Raw genomic sequence first — 24,720 nt, 5'->3', positions numbered from 1 at the left:
GAGGATGCAGCGAGGCGTGCCATAGTCCGCGGATGACGACGATCGATCCTTCTTCCTCCGTTTCCGACTCCGCCTCTGCTCCCGCCTCGGCCCCGTCCCCGGCAACCTCTGCCGAGGCGACGGAGCAGCCATCTCCAGCCACCACGCCCTTCGACTGGATCGGCGGCGAACCCGCCGTGCGCACCCTCGTGGACCGCTTCTACGACCTCATGGACCTGGAGCCGGAATACAAGGAACTGCGCGCCGCGCACGGCACCACCCTGGCCGATGCGCGCGACAAGCTCTTCTGGTTCCTCTGCGGCTGGCTCGGCGGGCCGGGCCATTACATTGAACGCTTCGGCCACCCCCGCCTGCGCATGCGGCACATGCCGTTTTCCATCGGCATCAAGGAGCGCGACCAGTGGGTGGCGTGCATGGACCAGGCGATGGGGGAGACCGGCGTGCCCGAGGCGCTGCGGATGAGGCTGCGGGAGAGTTTCATGGGGACGGCGGATTGGATGAGAAATCGGGGTGGGTGAGGGGCCTGCTATTGCGCTCAGCAATATATTAGTTCCTTGTCTCCTGTAGGACCGTCTGCCGGATACGTTTTGGCATCCAGAGGGAGACGGTTTCACACGCCCAATCTTTTCTTGATGTTTTCGAGCTCGCGTTTCAATGCCACAACATCTGGGTTACCGCTTCGAGTGGTTTTGGCATGGATCCATTTTTTGTTTGCAAACTGGCTTACAGCCCAGCCTAGTTCGTTGAGGTCGGAGAATTTTATTTCTACTGAGTTTCGATTGAGGTTCTTTTGCGAGTCGCGAAAAAGATTATTTTCTATGAAGAAATTTATTATTCTTTTCTTGGCTGATAGAGAAATATATCGGGGTGCTGTTTCCGAGATGAAAAAATTATTGCAGTTGGAGTTAATGAAATTGATAAAAGCGCGTTGATGAGCTGCGCTGTATTCTTCTTTTAATATTGCAAGTGTTTTTTGAACATGCTCCTCATAGCTGCCAGATGGAACCTGAACGAAGTGGGCTTTGAACGGGAAGCCAAAAAATACGTCGCCGCCAAAGAAAATGTCGTGATCTTGACACTTAATTAGATATCCCTCGTGGCCATCGAAGAATTCTGGACCATTCAGTACCTTGAATTTATGTTCTTCGGATTCCAGCAAACCGAGCAATGAGCTTGCATCGGCTATATATGGAGCGGTCGCCTGCAATGAAATATTGCCATATGTGAATGTGTTTCTTATCGGATCTTGGTTTGCTATGTTGGTGATTTCTTTCTCTAAATCCAGGGCGTATGTTCCAAGTACAGCAGTTTCCTCGGGCGAAGAGCATAAGATGTCTGAAAATTTGAAAATAAAACGCTTGATGAATATTTGTCCTTGGTCCGGTAATTCTTCAATGCAGAACTGGGTTAGGAAGGGCGGCGTGAAAATGGCATGCTCTTTTATCAATGGTCATCTCTCTTGGCTTTGATGGTTCAGAAATCATTGCCGTTTCATTTTTTTCCTGTTGATCAGAACTATCTCGCAATGTTTCTGGTGAGAGAACTCTGTGAACCTGTCCTGCAAGTGGATGTGGTCCGTTTCATTAAGATCCATTTCGTGAGCGGAATTAATAAAAAATATCCCTATTTTGCGCAAGGTGGCTGGGTCGGCTGATATGGCGATTTCATGGGTTTTAAACGATTTTTCATTATCCGTAGAAGTGGCATACAACTGAAATTTCTTAATTTTCATTTGTCAAAATTTTGAGTAAAAATGCTTTTGGCTTTTCGCTAATTTCAATAGCTTCCTCGGCAGAAATCTCTACAGGATCATTGTGTTTGGTGATCGCTTTTAGATGCACTGATAATTTTTGTTCAATCCGGAATTTTATTTCTCTGTTGTTGGAGCTGAAGAAGCTTTGCTCGTCATTTTTTTGAACATCGTTGTCCTGTAGCGGGAGAACGGAGGCTCTCTCTGAGTGGATGTTCTTCACCTTTCCTAGGCATATGCATGTATGCACTGAAGCTCAAATCATCCCTTGATTCGTAGAGATTATTGGCGAACCGATTGGGATTTTTGGCGATCTGCGATCTTTTGTTCAAGCGTGAGTGTTCGGGGAATAAAATATCTGGAGAATTACACAAAATTTCTTGTTATTATTGTGTATTCTTCTTGTGAAATCGTCGGCCCCCATCCGTCCCCTCTCGGTAAGAGATTTAAGATGACTGCGTCAATTGATTCGCAGTTTGCGAGATTGGTTACGCTTAATAAGCGTAGGAGAAAAGATCGAGATTCGCTGTGATCGCTTGTGTAGAGGGCGCACAGCCCAATTTCAGTTGAGTAATCGGTCACTTGGCTTGCCAGGCCCTTTAGCTCTTGATCTATTTTTTTGAAGGCCTCGGGAACAGGATCGCCTCTGCCATTAATTGGCAGGGTTGCTCCAATAGTTTCCCAATTTAGGATATTTTCCTCGACTAAGGTTGATAGCTGATGAAGCACTAAAGCAGAAATATCTTTGTTTATTTTTCCTTTTTCTTTGAAGAATTGATGAGTAATTAAACCTCCGAGTGCTTGCAGCGAGCGTGTAGTTAAAGTTTTTAGAAATTTTTCATCCAATAGCTTGTTTGCTGCAATGGAATTTGATGTTTGTGTAAGAATTTGCAAAAGCATTTGCGCTAATTCGACAGGTTTTTATTGAGTTGACGTCCTCACTCTGAAGGGAAAACGAGAAAATTTGGTTTTGCTAAGTGGCAATTGCCGGCTCTCTCATTAAGGCTAAATCACGACGGCGGTCAAGGAGATCTGCCGATAGGGCGGTCTCAATGAGACCGCCATTTGGAAATGGAACGCTAAGCACAGGGGCATGTATAGAGAGTAAACACAGCACCTTAGAGGCTAGAGGTCCAGAATTTCCGGCTCAAGAGACTGCTGTTCGATGCCATTCGGGGGTCTTGAAGACTCGGCTGTAATGACGAGGCGTTGAGTACGCATCTTTCATCTCAGCTTGCTCCATCTTCGTAATGTATGTGCTCTTGGGTGGCGCTGGAAAATCTTCCGATAAATTGAGGGGATCTCTCTTTTTCGTTCTTGGGGTTGAAATGACCATTCTCTATTGCCCACTCATAAACGGGCCGATCAATGGGGTAGTTTGTAAGTACTCCGCTCAATTTGTGTTTTGCTATCCATTCTTCTGCTAATTCAAGACTTGAGAATGCTGCGGAAGGAAACTTTGAGTTTTCTCCATTAAATATCCAGATGCTTTTAATCATGATTTCTTCATTTGAAGTGGCAACAATTGCATTCTGTTGGCAAGTTTTGATATCGGTGGTGTCTTTGAATTTTGTCAATGGCAGACCTGAGTTTGGACTTGTTATTTTCAATGAATGCTCTTTGTGATGCTGTCAGCTCTATTTTGCTGTCCAGCGGTTTTCCATTCTGTCCGATCTGGATGTTGACTCCACCTTCACCCCTTAGGTGGAAATGAGCAGGACCGTGGTCGCCGCTTCGCACGTAATGCTCTAGCTTCATCCCATCGCTTTCTGCTATGACTTTATCAGGAAGAGCAGGCTCCGTAGAGTTTCTTTTTGTTTGGCATGGTTTTTTCTGTTGCCTATTTAAGCCTAGTGGGTCAATCCAAATGTTAGGGTTTTGGGCGTAAGAGAATAAGTTAAAACCGCCAAATAACCCTATTGGATCTTCGCTGATGAACCTCCCTACAGTGGGGTCGTAATACCTGAACCGGTTGTAATGCAGCCCTGTCTCTTCGTCGAGCTGCTGTCCCTGGAACCGGAAGGGCTGTTCTATAGGTGGCAAGGCAAGCCGCTCCGCAAGCGTGGTACCAGTTCCACGTTCATCCGTTTCTGGCCCGTGTCTCTCGCGTCGCTGCTCCGGCATACCATGCGTACCCGTTGCTGTTCTCGGCACGGCCCGCAACGCCGCCTCTCCCCAAACCTTGTAATCGACCGCCCAGGCAATCTGCCCCTGCACATCGGTCAACTCCAGCGGCGCCCCGATCTGGTCGCAGTGGTACCAGTAGGTATGTTGTTCCTCTGCCGAGCCCTGGATGGTCGCCAGCGGCACGAAGCTGTCCGGCTCATAGATGAACAGCGAACCGCGCCCGCCGCGCTGGCTGTGCACCATCAAGTCGCCATCCCACAGGTAGTGCGTTGTGCCGAACTGATCGCTCTTCGCAACGCGGCGGCCAAGGGCATCGTAGGCGTAGCGAGTGGCCTGCGTCACGCCGTGTCGGGTGGTGGTGGATTTGACGAGTTGGTGGTCGGCGTTCCAGCGCAGCTCGATGGTTTCGTGGTGGCCCGCCTTGCGGTTGCCGCGCGTGCGCTTCGTCACGTTGCCATGCACGTCGTATTCGAAATGCAGGTCCTGGTAGAAGCGCAGGCGGTTGTCGCCCACCACGCCCAGGCCTTGCTGGGGCATGCCGTGGACCGCCTGCTGGCGCTGCATCTGCGCTTCGCTGGCGTCCAGCAGGTTGCCAGCAGGATCGAATGCGAACAGTTCCCGCGCGAGCGTGCTGCCCTGGGCCGGTAGCGCGGCGAGGATGCGCCCCGTAGGGTCGTAGCGGAAGTCCTGCCGGCCGCGCAAGGTGTCGGCACGCGCCACCAACTGGCCCGTGGCGTCGTAGGCGTAGGCGCGTTCCAGCACCGTGCTCGAAGCCGTGGATGCCGCTGGCGCCACATTGCCGCTGCCCTGCAGGCTGGCACGGTGGCGCACGAGGCGGCCTGCCGGGTCCCACCTGTAATGGCTGGTGGCGGCGCCCTGGCTTCGCTCGATCTCACGGTGCAGGGCGTCGCGTTCGATGTCGGTGATGACTTCGTGGGCACCCTGGCCGTCCGCCGGGGCGATATTGATCTGGTGCAGATGTCCGGAGCCGTAGAACAGCCAGTTCAGCGTGCGCCCGTCGGGCAGGCCCGTGCGGATGCGGTTGCCCAGCGGGTCGTAGGCATGGGTGAGCGTGCGCACGAGGTTGTCAGAAGCTGGGTGGCCAGGGCGCTTGCGACCCATGCTCGCCCCACCTTGGCCGACCAGTGTTTGCGTCTCCGACAGCAACTGCCCCACCGGGTCATAGGCGAAGGCGAGGTGCGCCGCGCCATTGTTCGCCTGGGTGAGGCGGCCCAGCGCGTCATAGCGATAGCTCGACTCCTCCACGGTGCCATGCCCCTGCGACCGTTTGGCCAGTAGCCGGCCGAGCGCGTCGCGTTCGAAGCCCGTGACCTTGCCCGGGCCGGCCTCGCAACCGCCTGCTTCGATCACGTGCGTCAGTTCGCCCGCGGCGTTGTAGATGTAGCGCTGCCAGCGGCCGTCGAAGCCGATCTCGTCGGTGAGTTGGTCGCGCAGGTCGTAGCGGAAGGTGGTCCGGGCGCCGTTTTCGTTGACGAGGGATACGAGACGGCCGGCTGCGTCGTAGTGGTAGGCCAGGGTGCGGCCGGCCGCGTCCTGGCGGGTGAGGGGGCGGCCTGCGCCGTCGTAGGTGTAGCGGGTGGTCTGGCCGAGCGGGTCGGAATAGGCCAGCAACTGGCCTTCTCCGTTCCAGGCGTATTGGTGGACGGCGGGTGCGCCGCTCGTGCCGGGCTCTTCCACACGCACCAGCCTGCCCGTGCCGTCATAGGCGTAGCGCGTGGTGTGGCCGAGTGCATCGGTGCGCTCCAGGATCTGTCCCATGGGGCCGTAGGCGAAGCGTGTCGAGCGGCCCGAGCAGTCGGTGGTGGCGACAAGGTTGCCGGCCTCGTCCCAGGCCAGGCGCCGTATGCCGCCACGCGCGTCGGTGATCTCCACGGGCCGGCCATGCGTGTCGTAAGCGTAGCCGGTGGCCTGTTCCAGAGGATCGATGGAGCGCACGAGACGGCCGCGGGCGTCGTACTCGCGTCGCCACGCATGGCCCATGGCATCGCGCAGCACAGTGACGAGGTCCCGCCGGTCGTATTGCAACTGCGTGCTCTGCCCCAGCGCATCGATGACCTGCACGATGTTGCCGCGCGCGTCGGTGCGCAGGCTGGTGCGCCGGCCCAGCGCGTCGATGCGTCCGCGCGGGGTGCCCGTGGCGTCGAAGGGGGTTTCCTCGCGCACGGCCTCGGGCGTGCCCTCGGCGGTGACGGTGGCCACGATGTTGAAGCGCGCGTCCCAGTGGTAGGCGGTGACGCGGCCCAGGCCGTCGATGTGGCGGGTGATGCGTTCAGTGGGGAAGTAGGCGAAGCGGTCGTCGTCCTGGCCGGGCACGGGCGTGTCGGCACACCAGGAGCGCAGCACGCGGCCCTCGGGGCTTTCGTGGTCGTATTGGGCGAAGTAGCGGTGGCCGCTGGCCTTGCGATAGCCCACCAGCACGCCCGAGCGCCAGGCGTATTGGCGATAGGGGGCGGAGCCATGGTGGGTGGCGACGAGTTGGCCGTGGGCATCGTAGTCGTAGCGCGCGAGCTCGGTGGGCGCATGGCCGGGCACGAGAAGTTCGACGCGTGCGATGCGTTCGCCCTGCAGGGCATCCTGCGCCGCGGGGGCCGAAGAGCGCTGCCATGTCAGGCGCAGGTGGCGGCCGGCCGTGTCGCTGACGCCGGTGAGCCGCAGCGGGCGAAATGCTGCGGCGAACGGATCGGGGCTGGGCCGTACAGTCATTCCCTCACGCCCCCGGCGTTCTTGCTCCTGGCGGCCGCTCCAGGTCAACGGCTCTGCCGTGCCGCCGGTGCCGGGTTCCATAGGCTCCCAGTGCATCGCGATGGCGTTGCCGTCGCGGTCCTGCAGACGCGCGAGCGGCAGGCGCCACTGTTCTGGGGCCTCGCGGCGGAAGTGGTGCTGCAGGCCGCTCTTGTGCTCGACGATCCACAGGTCGGCGCCGGGGCGCCGTACGGTGAACTTCTCATAAGGGTCGAAGTAGTCGGTGCCTTCGGGCACCAGGGGCAGCGGAACGTGGCGTCCGGCTTCGTCCAGCAGCACCATCCCTTCGGCCGAGAGGCGCAACTGCTGCGCCACCGCGTGGCTCCAGCCGCGTCCGAAGGGCCCGTCTTCGGCCAGGCCCGAGCGATAGCGCCTGCGCCAGGACAGGGACAGCAGTGGGCCAGGGCCGGGGAGGGTGAAGTCCGTTTCGTCCATGGACTTTTGACCGCTGGAGATGAGCACGGGGCTGCCGATGGCGCACGATTCGCAGGGGCCCTTGCCGTGGGGCGGCTGTGTGTCGCTCTGCTCCCTCGTGGGCTTTTTGTCGTTGTTCCCCTTGCTCTTGGTGTGCATCTTGAACTTCTTGCCGGCCAGGGCCAGCAGAAGGGCAAGACCGGCCCCGAGCATCCATTTCGCCAGGCGCTTGCGGGCCGCTTCCCGTTGCGCCTCCGTCATCGGAGAGCTCCAGGTTTGCATGATGTCCCGCAGTTCCTCGGCGGCAGCGATACCCGACTCTCCCAGGGTCGCGATCCGGTCGGCGACCACCGCACCGCCCAGTACCTGCCCGACCACCGGCACTCCCTGCGCCGCGGTGGCCGCCATCGACAGCGCCAGCCCTCCATAGGTGGACGGGTCCTTGAGCATTTCCATGATCTCGTCGATCTGCTCCTGCGCAGCGCCTTCGAAGTGCTCGACCTTCATGCCGCCCAGGACGTCGGCACCGTTGCGGACCGTCTGCTGGATTTCCGGGGCGAGCTTGCTCAGGATGGAGTTCGTCAGCGTGGTCACGCCATTCACGACCATCTCGCCGGATTCATAGACAACCGTCTTCACGTAGGTCACGTGTTCGTTGACCTTGTCGCGCACGTTGGTGAACAGGCCCACGATGACGCTGACCGGATCGTGCTGGCCCTGGTCCATGGCGCCGTAGCGGTTGGCCATCTGCGTGCCGTGCTCGCGGATGGTGCCCAGCGGAACGTCGATGGCACGGCTGTTGTTGGCGTGCCATGCCACGCCGGGCTTGCCACTGGTCTTGAGCTTGACGGGGGTGGCCGGCTCGAACGTCCATCCGTTGGCGACCTGGGTGATCGCGCCATTGCCCCCGCTGAAGATATGCGTTCCCATGCTCGGTCGGCTCCCTGTTCTTGTTCGTGTCGGTGTTTCTTTTTCTGCTCGTCAATCGCCGTGCTGGAGGAAGCGCGACGAATAGGTGCGCACTGTGTCCATGGCCGCGCCGCCGCTCGCCGTTGCCGGATGGACATCCCGCCTTCCAGGTAGCGTCACCGTGCGTTCCAACCCCACCGCCGCGGCGCCAGTGCCCTCGTCGAGTGCCCAGGACAGCACCGAATTCGGCGGGCGCTCGTCATGCCATGCGCGCTCTGCGGCCAGGGCCCAATGCACGGGTCCGGTGGCTGCGCCCACCTGGCCGATCACGGCGGCAGGCTCCCAATCGGTGGGTTCCAGGTCCGGGGCTGCGCGCACGCGGGCGTTCACCTGGGCGAGCGCCCGCCATGCGGAACCGTCGAAATCCGAGATGCCATAGCCCACGTGCTCGCCCTGCCAGCCGGCCTGGGCCAGCGCGTTGCGCAGCACCTGTTCGAGCGCGCCGGTGTCGGGAGGCTGTGGTGGCCTCCTGTGCGGGCTGCCGCTTTCCGCCAGGGCGGGGGCGTGCAGCACGAGGTGGCGTTCGCTGCTGGCGTGGGTATCGGGCACGCTGGCCAGCCACAGGCAGGCCGCCGCTTCGCTCGCGATGCAGCCTTCCGGCGTGCGGTCGGTGAGCAGGGCTCCGTCTGCGTAGGCCCGGGCCAGCCGCGGCGCGTCGAGCAGGCTGTCCACGGCCATGAGCAGCGCGGTGCTGCCGCCGGGTGCGGCGGTGCCCTGCAGCGCAGACAGGGCCGCGAAGCCCGCCGTATGGCCGCCGCGCACGAAGCGGCAGGGCAGCGTTGTCCAGGGCGCTTCGGCCCCGGCTCCGGCCCAGCGCGCCAGTTCTGCAAGGCCCGATCTCCAGACCGGCGCGCAGTCCGTATCTTCCAGCCATGCGGGCAGGGCCAGGACCATCTGGCCAGGAATGGGCAGGCGGACACTGCCTGCCGGGTTTGCGGTGCCCGCTGCGGTATGGAGGCTGCTAGCGAGATCAGCCATAGCGGCGCCCAGCAGGCGCGCCAGGCGCGGAATGCCGGTCGCGTCGCCGGTGATTTCCGGACAGGGGGCCGCGCTGATGGGATGCGGGCCTACGGCGGGCCAGGCGGACTTGCGGAACCGCTTCTGCAGGCCCACCCAGGAGGCGGCCGATTGCCATGCGCGCGTGCCGGCCGAAGTGACGGCGCCGCAGTGTTCGATGCGCCAGAGGCGGTGGGGCGAAGCGGGGGAAGGTGAGGCCATGGGAACTGCGTGCGTCAGGCGGGCTGCGCGGAAGGTCGGGCGGCGTGGAATGGCACGGTCGAAGGCGAACGGGCGTGGGCGGCGATGTGCACGAGGCCGATGTCTTCCCGGGCCGGCAATGCGATGGCAGTGCGCCAGAGCAGGCTGGCTAGCCGGTCGCCGGTGTCCGCCATCAGCGTGTCCCAGCGCATCTCCTGCGGGGGCAGCAGCGTGCCCCCGGTGGTTTCCGCCTGGGCGGTGAGGGTGATCTCAGGCCAGGTGAAGAAGAGCGGACCTGCAGCCTCCATGCCGTGCAGCGCCAGGCGATGGCCTGGGCGCGGGAACTCGCGCAGTTGCAGCGCCTCGGGCGCGGCGTTGTAGTGCCGGGGATCGAAATCCTCCGGCAATTCCGGTGCGCGTGTGGCGCGCCAGTGTTCGTCGAAGGTGCCCTGCAGGTCGCGGCGTGGCACGTGGTGGGGCGGGACGGAACCCAGTGCGACGGGCTCGGGCCGGTCGTCCCAATCGCGCAGCGGCCGGTCGGCCGATTCCACCCAGGGCAGGGGCCGGCCCCGGGCATCGGCGGCCGTGCGGTAGTAGCCCATGCCTTCCGGGTTGGCTTCGATGGCATGGTGCTGGCTCGTGGCGGGGTCGGTGCACTGGCCGCCGAAGGCGAAGGGGCGCAGCAGCGGGATGCGCGATGCCGTGTGCGCGCAGTCCGGGCGCAGCCGGCCCAGGCCGCCGAAGTCGGCCGTCCATGTCCGGGGCGCGAAGGCGCGCAGGGCCAGCAGTCGGCGTGCCGCGGGGCCGGCCAGGACGTCGACAGCGGCCTCCATGGCGCGCACGGGCTGGCCCCCGGGCGCCACGGCCCAGGCATGGAGCAGCAAGTCGAAGCAGGGCTTCGGGGGCACATGCTCGGATTCGATGCGGCTCCAGCATTCATTCGCCCGGTCCTGGATGGCGGCGGCCTGTGCGTCTTCGAGCGGCAGGCTGCCCAGCGTTTGCTGCAGGCCGCTGCGGAAGATGGGGGCCTGCCGTTCCGCAGGGGCGAGGCGCGCAGGTGCGCCTTCCGTGTGGGACAGCAGCCAGCTGCCTTTCACGGCGACCACCAAGGCGGGGCCGGTTTGCGTGTCCCGGTGCAGGAACGTCTGGGCCCGGAACGGCGTGTGGTTGAGGATCTCGCAGCTCATGGATTGCCGCTGCCATCTTCGAGCGAGGCGATCAGCTGCACAGCTTCGACGGCGGCCATCTGGCGCGTGGCCAGGTCTTCCGGCTGCAGGGGAAAGCACCGGGCGCCATAGCGCGCATGCTCGGTGTACAGCCAGCTCCGCAGGGTATGGCCGACGTCGAAAGCCTGTTCCAGGCAGGCGCGCGGCGACCACGGGCGGGCACCGCGCAGGCGCACCGGCTCCAGCGCCCAGAGCCGCTCCTTCATGGCGGGATCGGCCCAGGAGGTGATGTCATCGGGCGCGAGGCCGGTGCAGCCGTTGGCGGCGAACACGCCACAGGCGAGTGCGCGCAGCGCGCCCTGCCGGGCCTCCGGACTGGCCCCCTGCGTGTTGAGCAGCTCGGGCGGCACCTGCCCGAAAACCAGTTGCAGCACGTCGCGCTCTGCCGGGCTCACGGGCCGGTCCTGCCGTTCGATGAAGTCGAGCACGGGCAGCAGGCCGCGTGCCTTGCCGGTGAGCGCCACCACGCGCAGCGCGGTGTCGTTGGGCACGCGCAGACCGCCCACCACCGCGTCGAGCGCGGCGTCGGGCTCGCGGGCCGCCCAGAGTGCCATGGCCGCATCGGCGGCCAGCGCCCAGCCGACCGGATGGGACTGCTCGGTCGGGCCGTCGTGCGCGGTGATGCGGGTGATGTAGCTCCGTACCTCCGGTGCCAGCCGTTGCCCGCCGGTGATGGCCAGCGCCCGCAGCGCCGTGATCTGGCGCGCCAGGTCCTGGCCCTGCAGCACTTCGGCCCAGCGTTCTTCCGCGCGAGGCGGCAGCGCGTCCATGCCGGCGCATGCCAGGAGGCAGGCATCCTGGTCGGCGCCGTTGCGGGCTGCTGCATAGACGGCATCGGCATGCACCGGCAGGGCCAGCCGTCCGGCCAGTTCCACGCCGCAGTCCCGCAGTGCGGGGTTGGCGGCAGCGAGCAGCCGCGCGCAGGTGTCGGGCCTGCCAAGGAACCACAAGGCACCGCCCACGGCTTCGGGGTGCTCGGCCAGCAGTGCTTCGATGAGTGCGAGGCGCTCGCCCGCGTCCTGCTCGTGGTGTTCGGACAGCATGGTTCGCACGAAGGCCGCGCCGTCCTGGTCTTCCGCTGCTGCTGCGGTGGAGGCCTCCGCGGCGGCGCCCAGGCAGGCGCGCCCGTAGTAGCGGCTGACGGCCAGCAGGGCGTCCAGCCGCTGGTCCACGGCCTTGAGGGCGCGGACCGTGTGGCCGCCGCGCAGCAGACCCGCGCGGCGACCGTAGGCGCGGATGGCGATGCCCATCTGCCGGGACAGCATGCCGGGCAGCGGGGGCGGGGCGATCGATGGAACAGAGGACATCGTCTGAAAGTGCAATGGCGCGCTCTGGCCGGCACGGCCTCGGGCATAGGGCGGAGGAAGGCAGCCGCCCGGCCTGCCGGCGGGCGGCATGCCGGTCAGTTGAGCTCGATGGAGCCGCCTTCGATGCGGTGCGTTTCGACCGCGGCCGACGTGATCTGGTGGGCCCGCGTCTCCACGGATCCGTCCTTCTCGAACTGCATCCGGGTGTCGCCGCAGCGCAGCACCACGCGGCCTACGGCCGCCAGGTCGATCTGCGCCACCTCCAGCGCGAGGCTGCCGGTGTCGCGGTCGAACTGCCATGGCGGGCAGGCCGGCGCTCCCGGGGCCGGCCAGGCGGCCACGATCAGGGCCGGTAGTGCTGCACCGTTGCCGCTGGTGCCTTCCTGGCCTTCTGCCGGGAGCGCGGCCAGCACGGATTGCCCCGTGATCACGCCCGGCACCTGAGACGCCAGTGCGGCGCGCCATTCGCGGCCGTGGCAGAGGATGACGGCCTCGCCATGCTCCGCGCGCAGCACCTGGGCAGGAAAAAGGCCGAAGGCCGCGCGGGCATCCGGCTGGGCCGAAGCGGTGCCGGCATCCTCGCCGGATGTGCGCAGTACGCGGAGGTCAGTTTTCATGGATGCCTCCGGAGTTGGTGGTCACGTCGCTGGCGCCGATGAGCTTGATGCTCTCGCCGTTGGCGGTGATGGTGCCGTCGGCCTGCAGGATCAGCGTGCTGCCGCCCACCTTGAGGGTGATGGATTCGGCATCCATGGTGATGCTCGATCCGCCGCCTCCGCCTCCGCCGCCTTGCGGAGACGACGCGACGATGTTCTTGGCGCCGCCTGCGGCGGGCGCCCCGCCACCACCGCCTCCACCACCGCCGCCTACGGTGAGCGTGTACTTGGTACCCACGTCCGTGCTCTGGTTGGAGCCGACCTTCACGCTGCGGTCGCTGCCGACCATCGTGGTCTGCGTGCTCCCGACCACGGTGGCCATGACGGCGCCCACGTTGAGGTTGTAGGCCACGCCGACGTTTTCCATCCGGCCCACGCCCACGTTCTGCATGTAGGCGATGCCGATGGTCTCCGTCTTCATCTTGCCGACCTTGATCGACCAGTTGTTGCCGATCTTGTCCTTCTCGTTGCGGCCGATGGTCTTGCTGCGGTTCTTGCCGATGGAGACCGTCTCGTCGATGCCCACGTCCTCGCGGCGGTTGTCGCCGATGCTGATCTTCTCGTCGTGGTCCACCCGCTCCGTGCGGTTGTTGTGTACCGTGATTTTCTCGTCGCGGTCCACGGTCTCCGTCCGGTCCCGATGCACGATGGTCGTCTCGTCCCGGTCGATCGTCTTCCGCCGGTCCTGACCCACCCACTTGTCCTCATCGTTCTCGACTTCGGTGAGCTGGTCCTTCTGCGCATGCAGCCACAGCTGCTCCGCACCTTTCCTGTCCTCGAAGCGGATCGCGTTCGCATCGCCCGCGCCGTTCTTCATCCCGTCGCCGAAGGCCCCGCCCTTGCTCGACTTCGTCTTGATGCCCGACTGCGTGGCATTGCCCGGCAGGCCCCAGGGCGGCATGTTGGCGGCGTTGTAGACGCAGCCCAGGATGATCGGGTAGTCCGGGTCGCCGTTGAGGAAGTCCACGATGACTTCCATGCCGATGCGCGGCGTGAACACGGCGCCGAAGCCGGGGCCGGCCCAACTGGTGGAGACGCGCACCCAGCAGCTGGAGTTCTCGTTCATCGCGCCGATGCGGTCCCAGTGGAACTGCACCTTCACGCGGCCGTACTGGTCGGTCCAGATTTCCTCGCCGGGCGGGCCCACCACCACGGCGGTCTGGGGACCGGTGGTGCGCGGGCGCGGAGTGTTCACTTCGGGGCGGTAGGGCACGGAGGTGGGATGCACCTCCATGCTGAATTTCTGCACCGAGCCGGCCTGCGTCTGCCCGGCGCCGCCCGTGCCCTGTGTGGCCTGCACGTTCTCTTCCAGGTGGTAGTGCACGCGGGTGACGAGGTACTGCCGGTTCTGGTCGCCGCGCGGGTAGTTCTCCAGCACGATGGTGTAGCCCGGGGCGATGCTGCGCTTGTTCAGTTCGGCGTGGGCGCGCTCGCGGGCCGCCATGCCTTCTTCCATGTGCAGCCGCGTGTAAGTCTCTCCGTCGGCGAACTCGGTGTAGCCGCCCGGCCATTCGTAGCGCTCGTACGCGTCGTGCGCATGGCCCGGGGGCGACTGGCGCATTTCGGAAAGATCGGCGCGCGGCTTGGTGAAGTCGTAGTCGTCCAGGTAGGCGCGGCCGGGCGCGACGCCCTGGCCCATGCGCCAGGCGAAGATGTGCTCGCGGTCGGCGATCGCCGTCTTGCCTGGCGGGTAGAAGGGAATCACGTGCCCACCCGGCAGCGGCGCGTGCGATGCCACCACGTCGTCGGCGAAGACTACCGTATGGCTGCCGCTGGCATGTTCCACGAACCAGTAGATGCCCTCGGATTCGCACAGGCGCGAGACGAACTGGTAGTCGCTCTCGTGGTACTGCACCGTGTAGGGCCGGCTGCGGTAGCCGCGCGTGAGGCGCAGCACGAAGGGCCGGCCGTAGCGCGAGAGCACCTGGGAGACGATGGCCGGCACGTCCATTTCCTGGAAGATGCGGAAATCCGTGCGGCGTGTGGCGAGCCACAGCCAGGGCTGCAGGGTGAGCCGGTAGGCGATCTGCGCGGAGGTATCCTGCCCGCGCAGGCCGAAGCGGGTGACGATGCCGTCCAGGTAGCGGCGGCCCAGGCCTTCGGTTTCGATGGAGACGGTGGCGCCCAGGCCGAGCAGGGCCTTCGGGTCGATGCCCTTGTCCTTCGAGAGCAGGTCGATCTCGAAGCCATACAGCGCCGACAGCGCTTCCTCTCCCTGCAGCTGGCGGAACTGCAGGGCCTCTCCCAAAGGTGTCTGAATGGTTACGCGGCGTTGCGTCATGCGGTCAACTGTTTCCAGCCGTTATTTTTGTGGCGCGAATTATGGTGTGGTTCGCTTCGCGAACGCATTCCACCGTCGAGCCAATTGCATCCAATTGTTCGACGTAGTGCCGAGGAAGGCTGCAGTTGCCGTAGGTTCATGCCGCATCGGCATGGAGTCATGGCGATGTCACACGGCCGGCCAACACTGGCGGCTTTCTTTCGTTACCCATCCCACTCCATGTCTCCACATTCTTCTTCCGCTGCGCTGCGCCTGCCCCGGTTCCCGCTGATCGCCCTGTGCGCGATCCCCTCGCTGTTCCTGGCCGCCTGCGGTGGTGGCGGCGGCGACGGCAGCTTCACCAGCAGCAAGCAGGCCACCGCCACGCTGGCCGTGCTGGAAACCACCGACCTGCACTTCAACGTGCGCAGCTATGACTACTTCAAGCTGGCCGAAGACAAGTCGTACGGCTTCGAGCGCACGGCCACCCTCGTGCGCCAGGCCCGCAAGGAGTTCCCGAACACGCTGCTGGTGGACAACGGCGACACCATCCAGGGCACGGCCCTGGCGGACTACGAGGCCGTGGTGAAGACCATTCCGTGCAACCAGCAGCTGTCGATGTACAAGGCGATGGGGGCCCTGGGCTTCGACGTGGGCACGCTGGGCAACCACGAGTTCAACTATGGCCTGCCGTTCCTGAACCAGGTGCTGGGCGGCGGCATGCAGGTCGATGGCGTGGATTCCAGCGTGAAGTGCGCGGGCGCGGGCTATCCCACGGTGCTGGCCAACGTGTACAGCAGCAAGACCCGCCAACCGCTGATCCAGCCCTACACGCTGATCGAGAAGACCGTGGTGGCCACCGACGCCGACGGCAAGGAAGTGAAGCTGCCGATCAAGGTCGGCGTGATCGGCTTCACCACGCCGGGCATCATGAACTGGGACAAGCGCTACCTGGACGGCAAGGTCTACACGGAAGGCGCCGTCGAGGCCGCCACCCGATACGTGCCGGAATTGCGCGCCAAGGGTGCCGACGTGGTCGTGGCGCTGCTGCACGGCGGCCTGGACGCCAGCGCCTACACCTCCACCATGGAGAACCCGGGCCTGTACCTGTCCAAGGTGTCGGGCATCGACGCGATGGTGATGGGCCACCAGCACAGCGTGTTCCCCGACACGGCGGCCACGCCGGCCTTCACCCAGGCGGGCGTGGACAACAAGGCCGGCACCATCAACGGCGTGCCCGCGGTGATGGCCAGTTCGTGGGGCAAGGCCCTGGGCGTGGTCCGCCTCGCGCTGAAGTGGGACGGCAAGGCCTGGACGGTGGACAAGAGCGCGTCGAAGAGCGAGCTGCGCAACATCCAGACCGGCAAGGACGCCGCAGGCAAGGCCACGTTCGTGGATGCCGACAGCAGCATCGCGCCGCTGGTCGAAACGCAGCACCAGGCCACCGTCGGCTATGTGAAGACGCCCATCGGCAGCACGGACTTCCGCATGAGCACGCTGTTCGCCGACGTGGGCGATCCGGGCGCGATCCAGATCGTGAACCAGGCGCAGCAGGCCTATGTGTCGGCCTACATCCAGGCCAGCCTGCCGCAGTACAAGAGCCTGCCGGTGCTGTCGGTGAGTGCCCCCTTCAAGTCCGGCTTCCAGGGCGGCGCCGACTACACCGACGTGGCCGTGGGCCCGCTCGCGATCTTCAACGCGGCCGACCTGTACCTCTACCCGAACACCGTGTATGCGGTGAAGGTGAATGGCGCGGACATCAGGAACTGGCTGGAGGCCGCCGCCAGGCGCTTCAACCAGATCGACCCGGCCAGGACCTCCGAGCAGGCGCTGATCAGCACCTTCCCGGGCTACAACTTCGACATGTTCACCACGGCCGATGTGCAGTACGAGATCGACGTCACCCAGGCCGTCGGCAGCCGCATCAAAAACCTGACCTACAAGGGCCAGGCGATCGACCCGGCGCAGGAGTTCGTGATCGCCACGAACAACTACCGCGCGACCAGCGGCAAGAGCTTCATCGACAAGCTGGACGGCTCCGGCACGATCTGGGCGTCGCCCGACGCGAACCGCGACGTGGTGATCGACTACATCCGGAAGAATCCGTCCGTGACGCGCACGGCCAGCGGCAGCGCCAGGAGCTGGCGCTTCACGAAGGTGAAGACCGCCGGCCCGGTGGTGTTCAGCTCCGGCGCCAATGCCCTGTCCGTGGCACAGGCCGCAGGCCTGGCCAACATCTCCGTGCTGGTGGCCGACGACGGCTCGGGCAAGGGCACGTCGAAGTACGCGCTCGACCTGTCGAAGTAGACGACGAGGGCGCCGCCTCCCTGCATCCGTCAGTCGTCCAGCTTCTCGCGCAGCACCTTGCCGGTGGTGGGCTCGATGCGCAGTTCCACCGGCTGGTTGGCGGCGTTGGTGGCCTCGGCCTCCCAGAAGCCGTCGTCGTAGTCGATGTCGCGGATGCGGGTGTATCCCGCCACCTGCAGGGCCTGGCGGACCTGGTCCGCGCTCAGCACCGGCTGGCCGTTGAGCGTGCCGCCATTGCGGCCCACCTGGCTCAGCACTTCCAGCGTAGCGGGGTGCAGCACGAATTCCACCTTCTCTCCCTGCTGGGGGAGCTGGCGCGCCTTCGCTTCCCAGAAGCCGTCGTCCAGCTCCACGTCATAGACGACGGCGTAGCCGGCGGCGCGCAGCCGCTGCGTCACTTGCTCCACCCCGGGCAGGGCACCGCCGATGTCGCTCTTGCGCACGGCGGTGAAGCTGCCGTCGGCATCCTTCACCAGCACGGTGGCGCGGGCGCCGTCGCTGGAGACGGCGCTGGCCGTCCAGTAGCCGTATTGCTTCTGCAGGTCGTGCGGCGCGACGTACTGGTTGCGGGCCATCACATCGACGGCCTCGGCAGCGCTCAGGGCCCAGGCCATGGAGGGCAGGGCGGTGGCGGCTGCGGCGGAGAGGGCGATCGTCACGAGGGTTTTCTTGTTCACGGTGTTTCCTTTCGATGTTGCGATGGTTGGCAGGTGATGGCGGCAGTGTGTGCCGCGGTCCCTAAATCCACCGTGAAGCGCCCGTTCATGGACCGTTTAACGCGGGCCGCAATAATCGGGCGATGACACGACCGACACCCGGCGCTTTCCTGCGGGCCGCTGCTCTTGCCGCGGCGGCGCTCGCGTGCGCGCAGGTTCCCGCCGCCGAGCAGGACGCCGCGCGGCGCGGCGTGCTCGCCGGCCAGCTCAAGCCCCTCAACAGCATCATTGCGGACATCGGGCGCAAGTACGGGGGGCGCGTCATCGAGGTGGAGACCAAGAGGGGACGCCAGGGCGAGCTCCGCTACGAGATCAAGGTCATCGACGCCCGGGGCGAGAAACACGAGGTGCTGGTGGACGCGGCCTCCGGCGCCGTGGTCGCGCGGGAGCGCGAGTGGCCGACGCAGCCCGTTCCGCTGGCGCAGATGGCCCGCTACATCCGGCAGCTGGAGCAAAAGTACGGCGCCCGCGTGGTGAACGCGGAATTCGAGCGCGACGGCCAGGGACAGGCGGTGTACGAGGTCAAGCTTTCGGAGCGGCCCGCCGGCGAAATGAAGCTGCTGCTGGACGTGCGCACGGGCGAGGTGCTGCACCCGCCCGAAGCCGGCGCCGTGCAGCCTCCGCCCAGGTCCATGGCGGTCATGCTCGAATCGCTGCAGCCGAAATTCTCCGGACTGGTGCTGGAGGTGGAACTGGAGACCGACCATCGCCGGCGCCCCTACTACAGTGTCGAACTGCAGCAGCCCAACGGTTTCAAGCTGGAACTGGAAGTGGATGCCGCCACCCTGGAGGTGACGCGGCAGAAGGTGGACGACGACTGATGCGTGTACTGGTGGTGGAAGACGATGAGGCGCTGGCGCGGCAGCTGCGCGAGGCGCTGGAAGCCGCGGGCTTCGCGGTGGACGTGGAGCACGACGGCGAGGCCGCGTCCTTCGCCGGCAGCGTGGAGGCCTACAGCGCCGCGGTGCTGGACCTGGGCCTGCCGCTCAAGGACGGGCTGAGCGTGCTGCACGACTGGCGCGAGGCCGGCTGTGGCTGGCCCGTGCTGGTGCTCACCGCCCGCAACCGCTGGAGCGACAAGCTCGCCGGTTTCAATGCCGGGGCCGACGACTACCTGACCAAGCCGTTCCTGATTGACGAGGTGGTGCTGCGGCTGCGGGCCATGCTGCGCCGTGCGGCCGGGAGCGCCGCCGCGGTGCTGCGCGCGGGCCCGCTGGAGTACGACGTGGTGCAGGGCCGGTTCTCGCTGCACGGGCAGGCGCTGCAGCTCACCGCGCAGGAGCACAAGATCCTGGCGTATTTCATCCACCATCCGGGCAGGCTGCTCACGCGCACCGACATCACCGAGCACGTGTATGCGCGCGACCTCGACCCGGATTCCAACACGCTGGACGTGCTGATCGGCCGCATCCGCCGCAAGCTCGGCGCAGCGCCGCAATTGGTGACCGAGCGCGGCCAGGGTTTCCGGCTCGTGGCCTCCGATGCGCCGGGCTGACGCATGGCGGGGCGGGCCATGAAGGGCGGTGAAGGGCCCGGCCATGCGCCGGAAGCCGCGCTGCCGGCCGCTCCGGTGCCGCCGGCGCGGGGCATGTCCGCATGGGCGCTCCAGGTGGCCCAGTGGCCCATGGCCACGCGCATCGCCCTGCTCGTGCTGATCCCCATGCTGCTGCTGGTGTCCGCGGGTGGGCTGTGGATGCGCGGGCAGATGCACCGCAGCCTGATGGAGGGCTTCGAACAGGTGCTGCGCGACAAGGCCCAGCGCGTGGGCGCGCGTCTGCAGCTGGGCCCGGAGGGGCAACTCCGGGAGGCTGCGGGCGGGGCGGACGAATTCAGTGCCATCTATGCCGGCTGGTACTGGCGGGCCGAGGCCGGCAGCGAGGTGCTGCGTTCGCGTTCGCTCTGGGACATGGGCAGCCTGCCGGCCGCGGCCAGCCCGGTGCCGGGATCGGCGGTGCTGCACCCGGCCACGGGCCCGATGCAGGAGCCCCTGCTGGCGCTCACCGTCCCCATCGCGCTGGGCCAGCCTCCCGTCGCGGTGGCGCTCACCGTGTACGGCCCCGCGGACCAGCTGCAGCGCAGCGTGCGGCAGATCGACCGCAACCTGCTGGTGGCCGGATGCGTGCTCCTGGCCCTGGCCGGCGTGCTGGCCTGGCTGCAGGTGCGCCTGGGGCTGGCGCCGCTGCGCCGGCTGGAGGCGCTGATCGCGACGCTGCGCGAGCCGCAGGGTGCGGGCTCCGATGTGGCGGAGCACCTCGCGGCGCCCACGGGCAGGGACCTGCAGCCCCTGCAGAGCGAGCTGGCCGGCCTGCTGGCGCACAACGCGCACGTGGTGGCCCGTGCGCGGGCCCATGCAGTGGATCTGAACCACGCCCTCAAGAAGCCCCTGGCGCTGCTGAGCGCGCAGGCCAGCGCGCAGCCCCAGGTGGCCAGCAGCGAAGTGCGCCGGCAGGTCGAGGCCATGGCGCAGCTGGTGGACCGCTACCAGGGGCGCACGCTGAGCGATGCCCTGCACGCCCATCCCGGTGCCGGCGCGCCGGCGGTCGATGTGCGCGAATGCGTGGGCCAGGTGCTGCGCATGATGCAGCGCCTGCATGCCGCGCAGGAATTGGACTGGGTACTGGAGGACCGCACCGCGGGCCCGGTGCGGTGGCGCGGTGAGCGGGCGGACCTGGAAGAAGTGCTGGGCAACCTGCTGGACAACGCCGGCAAATGGGCTGCCTCCCGTGTGCGGGTCACGCTGTCGGCCGACCCCGCCGCCGGCCACGGCCGCCTGGGCCTGGACATCGAGGACGACGGCCCCGGCATGACGCCGGAGCAATGGCAGGCGGCAGGCCGGCGCGGCGTGCGGTTCGACGAGTCGGTGCAGGGCAGCGGCCTGGGACTGGCGATCACGGGCCAGATCGCGCAGGCCTACGGCGGCCGGCTGGAGCTCTATCGCAGCGCCGACCTGCGGGGCCTGGGCGTGCGGCTGGAGATGCGCGGCCTGGTCCTGCCTGCAGGCACGCCGGCCGGCTAGCTGGCCGGCGCTGTGCGGCGCCGGCCCGGCTGCAGCAGCACGACCAGCGCGCCGGCACCGCCTTCGGCAGGGCGCGCCTGCACGAACGCCAGGACTTCCTTCTTCTGGACGAGCCAGCGCTGCACGCGGCCCTTGAGCACGGGCGTCTTGCCGGGCGAGCCCAGTCCCTTGCCGTGCACCACGCGCACGCAGCGCAGGCCCGTGCGGTGGGCCAGCCGGATGAATTCTCCCAGGGCCTCGCGCGCCTCGTCGGTGCGCAGGCCGTGCAGGTCCAGCTGGCGCTGGATGCTCCAGTGCCCGGCGCGCAGGCGGTGCGTCACGTCGGTGCCGATGCCGGGGCGGCGGAAGCTGAGCTGGTCGTCCACGTCCAGCAGCGTGCTCACGTCGAACTCGTCGCTGATCGATTCCAGCAGCACGCGCTCTTCGTCGAGTTCGCGCTGCACGGGCTGCGGTTCGGGAGGCTCGGGCAGGTGCCAGCGGCGCTCCTGCGTACCGCGCAGGGCCTGCACCGGGCCGACCGTGTCCTGGAAGAGCATGCGCTCCGCCCGCGCGCGCCGCGCGGCCTCCTGCCGCTCGCGCAGCAGCCGGGCCTCGCGCTCGGCGGCTTCGGCCAGCGCCTTGCGCAGCGGTTGCAGGTCCTGGAGGGAGCGGGCTTTCACGGTCATGGAATGCCGGTTGTATCCGATCTGCCCGCTCGCCTGCGGCGGCGGGCCGAGTAACCGGAAAAGCCGCGCGGACCGGCAGGCCCTCAGACCCAGATGTCGTTGGGCGCCGTGCGTTCGCCGCCGGCGTCGCCGGTGTTGGCCACGCCGCGCGGCTCCACCAGCATCAGCCACACCTCGCCCTGTGCGCTGGGGCGGTGGGGCGTGCCCCGCGGCACGACGAACATGTCTCCGGCCCGCAGGTGCACGGCCGTGTCCGGCAGGTCGATGCGCAGGTGCCCCCGCACCACGATGAAGGCTTCGTCGGTAGCGTCGTGCTGGTGCCAGATGAAATCGCCGTCGATCCTGGCGAGCTTGAACTGGTAATCGTTCATCTCCGCCACGACCCGGGGCTGCCACAGGGCGTCGATGAGGGAGAACTTGTGCGCGAGATCGATGGCGGCAGGGGCCGGCTGCGGGGCGGTGGCGGTGCCGTGTGTGGAGGAGAAGGTCATGGGATTCAGACAGGTGATGGATACGACGCCACAGCTTAGGTAGCGCTCCATCCGCCGTCTTGCACGATCGTGCAACCCGCCGGCCGCTTCCGGATCAGGTTCTCAGCGCCTGCCCTGCATGCGGGCCCAGCGCGCGGGCGGCACGCCGAAGGCCTGTACGAAGTGCCGCGTCATGTGGCTCTGGTCGTGGAAGCCTGCCGCTGCGGCCGCCTCGGCGAGCGGGGTGCCCGCGGCGATCAGGCGCCGCGCCAGGTCGAGGCGCCGCAGCACGAGGTAGCGGTACGGGCTGGTGCCGTAGAGTGCCCGGAAATCGCGCGACAGGCGCCAGCGGTCCTGCCCGCTCGCCTGCTCCAGGTCCGCCAGCGTCAGGGGGCGCGGTGACGGCAACTGGGCGTGCAGGAAATGGCGGGCCCGCTCCGCGGCCTGCCAGTCGCAGGTCCGGCGCCCGCCGGCCGGCCCGGACACCGCGCACAGCGCCTGCGCCAGGTCGAAGAGTGCGTCGTCTTCCTCCAGGGGGGCGAGCGGAGCGTCCATGCGGCGCAGCAGCGCCTCGACGGGGGCCGCCAGCCGCGGGTCGGAGGTGATGCCGCCGGGCACGAACGGCAGCGGCCGGCCGCCGAGCATGGACTGCAGCAGTGCCGGGGGAACGTACACCATGCGGTAGTGGAAGCCGTCGCCGGTGCCGGCGTGGCCGTCGTGCAGCTCGTCCGGGTGCAGCACGAGCGTCTGGCCCGGCAGGCTGTGGCGGTATTCGCTGCGGTAGCGGAAGCTCTGGACGCCCGACAGCGTGCGCCCGATGGCATAGGTATCGTGTCGGTGCGGGGCGTAGCCGTGGCCCTGGAAATACGCTTCGATGCAGGGGATGCGCTCGATGTCGCCTGCCTGCCGGACCCAGTCGCGGGGGGATGGGTGTTGCGTCATCGCGAAGCGTCCGGCTCCAGGTACTCCGCCGCGATGAACTGCGTGGCCTGGGCCGGGTTGAAGTTGTCGTCGCTCACGAACACGATCACGCGGCCGCCGCCGGGCAGGGGCGGACCCCAGGCCATGCCCTCGAGGTTGTCCACGGCATCCAGTCCCGGTCCCGGCATGTCGGCCACGAGGGTCTTGGCGGCCGGGACGTGGTTGCCGGGCTCCAGCCGCTCGAGCGACAGCGTGTCGGTGGCGCTGCGGGTGTCGATGCGGTAGAGGCGTGCGGAGAAGCCGGCCCCGGCACTGTAGGCACGCTCCAGCACCAGCAGGTGGCCGGGGCCGTCCGCCAGGATCTCGCTCACGCCATTGAGCCGGGGGCCCCAGGGAATGCGCCGTTCGCGGGGCACGGCGTCCGGCAGGTAGGCGATCTGCCGCAGCGCGCGCCCGCTGGCGAGGTCGAGGGCGGTGATGCGCAGCGGCCCGCCGGGCGCCTGCCGCGTGGGCAGCGGGCCATCCTGGCGCCAGGCGCCTTCCATGGCCAGCCATGCCGTGCGGCCGTCGGGGGACAGGGCCAGGCCTTCGAGCGTGCGGTTGGGACGGGGGCCGCGCCCGCCACCGGGCTGCGGCTGGAAGCCCGGCGGCAGCGGGACATCCCGCACGGCCGCCCCGTCGGCGCGGCTTTCTCGCAGCGACGGCCCGAAGCCCCGCGCGAAGTCGCCCTCGCTGGTCCAGAGCAGGGTCCGGCCGCCGGGCAGCCAGCGCACGGCCTCGGGATCGACGATCTCTCCGGCGGCCGGGCCGCCGCGGCGGGCCTGCAGGGCGGAAGGGAAGGGCGTGCCGCCCGGCTGGCGCAGCGTGACGGCGCCGGTGAGCCGGGGCGTTTCCAGCGTGTCGGCGCGGTAGTGCAGGCGGGCGGTGTAGAAGCGCGCCGGCTGGTGCGCGGAGCGGTCGTCGCTCAGCAGCACCCACTGGTCGTGCACGGGGTCGTAATCGATGCCGGAAATACCCCCCACCGTGCTGCCGAGGAATTCCGTGCCGGGCGGGAGGCTCGCGGTGCCGATCCAGCGCAGGCGCGCAGCGCCCGGGGCGCTGGGGGACCCGGGCGGCGCGAGCGGCGCGGGCGCGCAGGCCGCGAGCACGGCACCCAGCGCCAGGGCGGCGGCCAGGCGGGCGCCGCGGGCCGCGAGGCCAGGGCCCGGAGGCGGGGATGGGGCCGCGGGTGTCAGATCAGGCCTTCTTCCGCCATGGACAGCGAAGCCCCCGGCGCGACGATGATGTGGTCCAGCACCCGGATGTCCACGAGCCGCAGGGCGTCGGTCAGCGACCGGGTGAGGGTTTCGTCCGCGCGGCTCGGCTGCACCTGGCCGCTGGGGTGGTTGTGCACCAGCACCACGGCGGCGGCATGGTGGTGCAGCGCGCGCACCACCACCTCGCGCGGATAGACGCTGGCCTGGGACAGGGTGCCGCGGAACATCTCTTCCATGGCGATGAGGCCGTTCTGGCTGTCCAGGAAGAGCACGGAGAACACCTCGTGCGGCTTGCCGCCCAGGTGCAGCTGCAGGTAGTCGCGCACGGCGCGCGGCGAGTGGAACAGGTCGCGCTTGGGCAGCGTCTGCACCAGCACGCGGCGCGCCAGCTCCAGCACCGCCACGAGCGACGTGCGCTTGGCCGGGCCCAGGCCCTTGATGCGCTTGAGGTCGTCGGCATCGGCCTGCAGCAGGCCGCCGATGCCGCCGAACCCGCCGCGCAGCGCGCCGGTGGCCGGGTCGGGCAGCGCGGGCGAGAGCAGTTCCTGCGCCATCTGCATCACGCCCTTGCCCACGATGCCCGTGCGCAGGAGGATGGCGAGGAGTTCGGTATCGGAGAGGGAGGAGGGGCCGCGCGCCAGCAGTCGTTCGCGGGGGCGGGCTTCGATGGGCAGAGTCTTGAGAGCCATGGGGTTGCACA

General features: G+C 66.5%; 21 protein-coding genes. 5 read left to right on the top strand and 16 right to left on the bottom strand.

The genetic code is table 11. The annotated features are described in order from the left end of the window. Positions 1-32 precede the first annotated feature (32 nt). Positions 33-518 (top strand): group II truncated hemoglobin, encoded by a 486-nt coding sequence (locus tag ACGHC0_RS19515; RefSeq protein WP_415266513.1) that lies wholly within the window; start codon positions 33-35, stop codon positions 516-518. Positions 519-610: 92 nt separating this feature from the next. Here ACGHC0_RS19515 and ACGHC0_RS19510 read toward each other — a convergent pair whose 3' ends face one another. The 10 genes from ACGHC0_RS19510 to ACGHC0_RS19465 form a co-directional block, all read right to left on the bottom strand. Continuing rightward, positions 611-1,447, bottom strand: coding sequence for a hypothetical protein (locus ACGHC0_RS19510; RefSeq protein WP_415266512.1), 837 nt, complete (start codon positions 1,445-1,447; stop codon positions 611-613). A gap of 274 nt (positions 1,448-1,721) precedes the next feature. Further along, entirely contained in the window at positions 1,722-1,973 is a 252-nt protein-coding gene (locus tag ACGHC0_RS19505; protein ID WP_415266511.1) for a hypothetical protein, read from the bottom strand. A 143-nt stretch (positions 1,974-2,116) separates the two neighbouring features. Further along, positions 2,117-2,650 carry a hypothetical protein gene (locus ACGHC0_RS19500; RefSeq protein ID WP_415266510.1) on the bottom strand — a complete coding sequence of 178 codons (534 nt, stop codon included), beginning with the start codon at positions 2,648-2,650 and terminating at the stop codon, positions 2,117-2,119. Positions 2,651-2,979: 329 nt separating this feature from the next. Further along, positions 2,980-3,249 carry a hypothetical protein gene (locus ACGHC0_RS19495; RefSeq protein WP_415266509.1) on the bottom strand — a complete coding sequence of 90 codons (270 nt, stop codon included), beginning with the start codon at positions 3,247-3,249 and terminating at the stop codon, positions 2,980-2,982. 7 nt (positions 3,250-3,256) lie between these two features. Next, complete coding sequence (locus ACGHC0_RS19490) at positions 3,257-7,984, bottom strand: RHS repeat-associated core domain-containing protein (protein ID WP_415266508.1); 4,728 nt, start codon at positions 7,982-7,984, stop codon at positions 3,257-3,259. A 51-nt stretch (positions 7,985-8,035) separates the two neighbouring features. Then, on the bottom strand, positions 8,036-9,241 hold the full coding sequence (locus ACGHC0_RS19485; protein WP_415266507.1) for a hypothetical protein: 1,206 nt from the start codon (positions 9,239-9,241) through the stop codon (positions 8,036-8,038). A 14-nt stretch (positions 9,242-9,255) separates the two neighbouring features. After that, entirely contained in the window at positions 9,256-10,407 is a 1,152-nt protein-coding gene (locus ACGHC0_RS19480; protein WP_415266506.1) for a DUF2169 family type VI secretion system accessory protein, read from the bottom strand. Further along, positions 10,404-11,753, bottom strand: coding sequence for a hypothetical protein (locus ACGHC0_RS19475; protein WP_415266505.1), 1,350 nt, complete (start codon positions 11,751-11,753; stop codon positions 10,404-10,406). Before ACGHC0_RS19475 ends, ACGHC0_RS19480 begins: the two co-directional genes overlap by 4 nt. Before the next feature lie 95 nt (positions 11,754-11,848). Then, the gene (locus tag ACGHC0_RS19470; RefSeq protein WP_415266504.1) at positions 11,849-12,370 is read right to left on the bottom strand and encodes a hypothetical protein; all 522 of its coding nucleotides are present in this window, start codon (positions 12,368-12,370) and stop codon (positions 11,849-11,851) included. Further along, positions 12,360-14,690, bottom strand: coding sequence for a type VI secretion system Vgr family protein (locus ACGHC0_RS19465; RefSeq protein ID WP_415266503.1), 2,331 nt, complete (start codon positions 14,688-14,690; stop codon positions 12,360-12,362). The genes ACGHC0_RS19470 and ACGHC0_RS19465 overlap by 11 nt, the downstream gene beginning before the upstream one ends. Positions 14,691-14,909: 219 nt before the next feature. On the opposite strand from ACGHC0_RS19465, the gene ACGHC0_RS19460 reads away from it, so the two are divergent. Next, positions 14,910-16,976: a bifunctional 2',3'-cyclic-nucleotide 2'-phosphodiesterase/3'-nucleotidase gene (locus ACGHC0_RS19460; protein ID WP_415266502.1), complete on the top strand. Its 2,067-nt coding sequence runs from the start codon at positions 14,910-14,912 to the stop codon at positions 16,974-16,976. 29 nt (positions 16,977-17,005) lie between these two features. On the opposite strand, the gene ACGHC0_RS19455 is transcribed toward ACGHC0_RS19460, so the two are convergent. Continuing rightward, on the bottom strand, positions 17,006-17,653 hold the full coding sequence (locus tag ACGHC0_RS19455; RefSeq protein WP_368352527.1) for a PepSY domain-containing protein: 648 nt from the start codon (positions 17,651-17,653) through the stop codon (positions 17,006-17,008). Positions 17,654-17,775: 122 nt separating this feature from the next. Between ACGHC0_RS19455 and ACGHC0_RS19450 the strand changes: the two genes are divergently transcribed. The 3 genes from ACGHC0_RS19450 to ACGHC0_RS19440 are packed head-to-tail and all read left to right on the top strand — an operon-like array spanning position 17,776 to position 20,708. Beyond that, complete coding sequence (locus ACGHC0_RS19450; RefSeq protein ID WP_368352526.1) at positions 17,776-18,513, top strand: PepSY domain-containing protein; 738 nt, start codon at positions 17,776-17,778, stop codon at positions 18,511-18,513. Further along, on the top strand, positions 18,513-19,187 hold the full coding sequence (locus ACGHC0_RS19445) for a response regulator transcription factor (RefSeq protein WP_368352525.1): 675 nt from the start codon (positions 18,513-18,515) through the stop codon (positions 19,185-19,187). Before ACGHC0_RS19450 ends, ACGHC0_RS19445 begins: the two co-directional genes overlap by 1 nt. 18 nt (positions 19,188-19,205) lie before the next feature. Beyond that, positions 19,206-20,708: a sensor histidine kinase gene (locus tag ACGHC0_RS19440; protein WP_368352524.1), complete on the top strand. Its 1,503-nt coding sequence runs from the start codon at positions 19,206-19,208 to the stop codon at positions 20,706-20,708. On the opposite strand, the gene ACGHC0_RS19435 is transcribed toward ACGHC0_RS19440, so the two are convergent. The 5 genes from ACGHC0_RS19435 to radC all read right to left on the bottom strand — a co-directional run bounded on the left by ACGHC0_RS19435 (position 20,705) and on the right by radC (position 24,709). After that, the gene (locus ACGHC0_RS19435) at positions 20,705-21,373 is read right to left on the bottom strand and encodes a Smr/MutS family protein (protein ID WP_368352523.1); all 669 of its coding nucleotides are present in this window, start codon (positions 21,371-21,373) and stop codon (positions 20,705-20,707) included. The two genes, ACGHC0_RS19440 and ACGHC0_RS19435, sit on opposite strands and share 4 nt — an antisense overlap. 83 nt (positions 21,374-21,456) lie before the next feature. Then, positions 21,457-21,864, bottom strand: coding sequence for a cupin domain-containing protein (locus tag ACGHC0_RS19430; RefSeq protein WP_368352522.1), 408 nt, complete (start codon positions 21,862-21,864; stop codon positions 21,457-21,459). A gap of 102 nt (positions 21,865-21,966) precedes the next feature. Continuing rightward, positions 21,967-22,785 (bottom strand): AraC family transcriptional regulator, encoded by an 819-nt coding sequence (locus ACGHC0_RS19425; protein ID WP_368352521.1) that lies wholly within the window; start codon positions 22,783-22,785, stop codon positions 21,967-21,969. Then, the gene (locus ACGHC0_RS19420; RefSeq protein ID WP_368352520.1) at positions 22,782-23,912 is read right to left on the bottom strand and encodes an esterase-like activity of phytase family protein; all 1,131 of its coding nucleotides are present in this window, start codon (positions 23,910-23,912) and stop codon (positions 22,782-22,784) included. Before ACGHC0_RS19420 ends, ACGHC0_RS19425 begins: the two co-directional genes overlap by 4 nt. An 83-nt stretch (positions 23,913-23,995) precedes the next feature. Next, positions 23,996-24,709 (bottom strand): RadC family protein, encoded by a 714-nt coding sequence (radC, locus tag ACGHC0_RS19415; protein ID WP_368352519.1) that lies wholly within the window; start codon positions 24,707-24,709, stop codon positions 23,996-23,998. Positions 24,710-24,720: the final 11 nt, after the last annotated feature.

The sequence above is a fragment of the Acidovorax sacchari genome (genome assembly GCF_042847045.1).
GTDB classification, from domain to species: domain Bacteria; phylum Pseudomonadota; class Gammaproteobacteria; order Burkholderiales; family Burkholderiaceae_C; genus Paracidovorax; species Paracidovorax sacchari.
The sequence above is the reverse complement of the archived record's forward strand: the minus strand, read 5'-3'. Positions and strand labels throughout refer to the sequence as shown.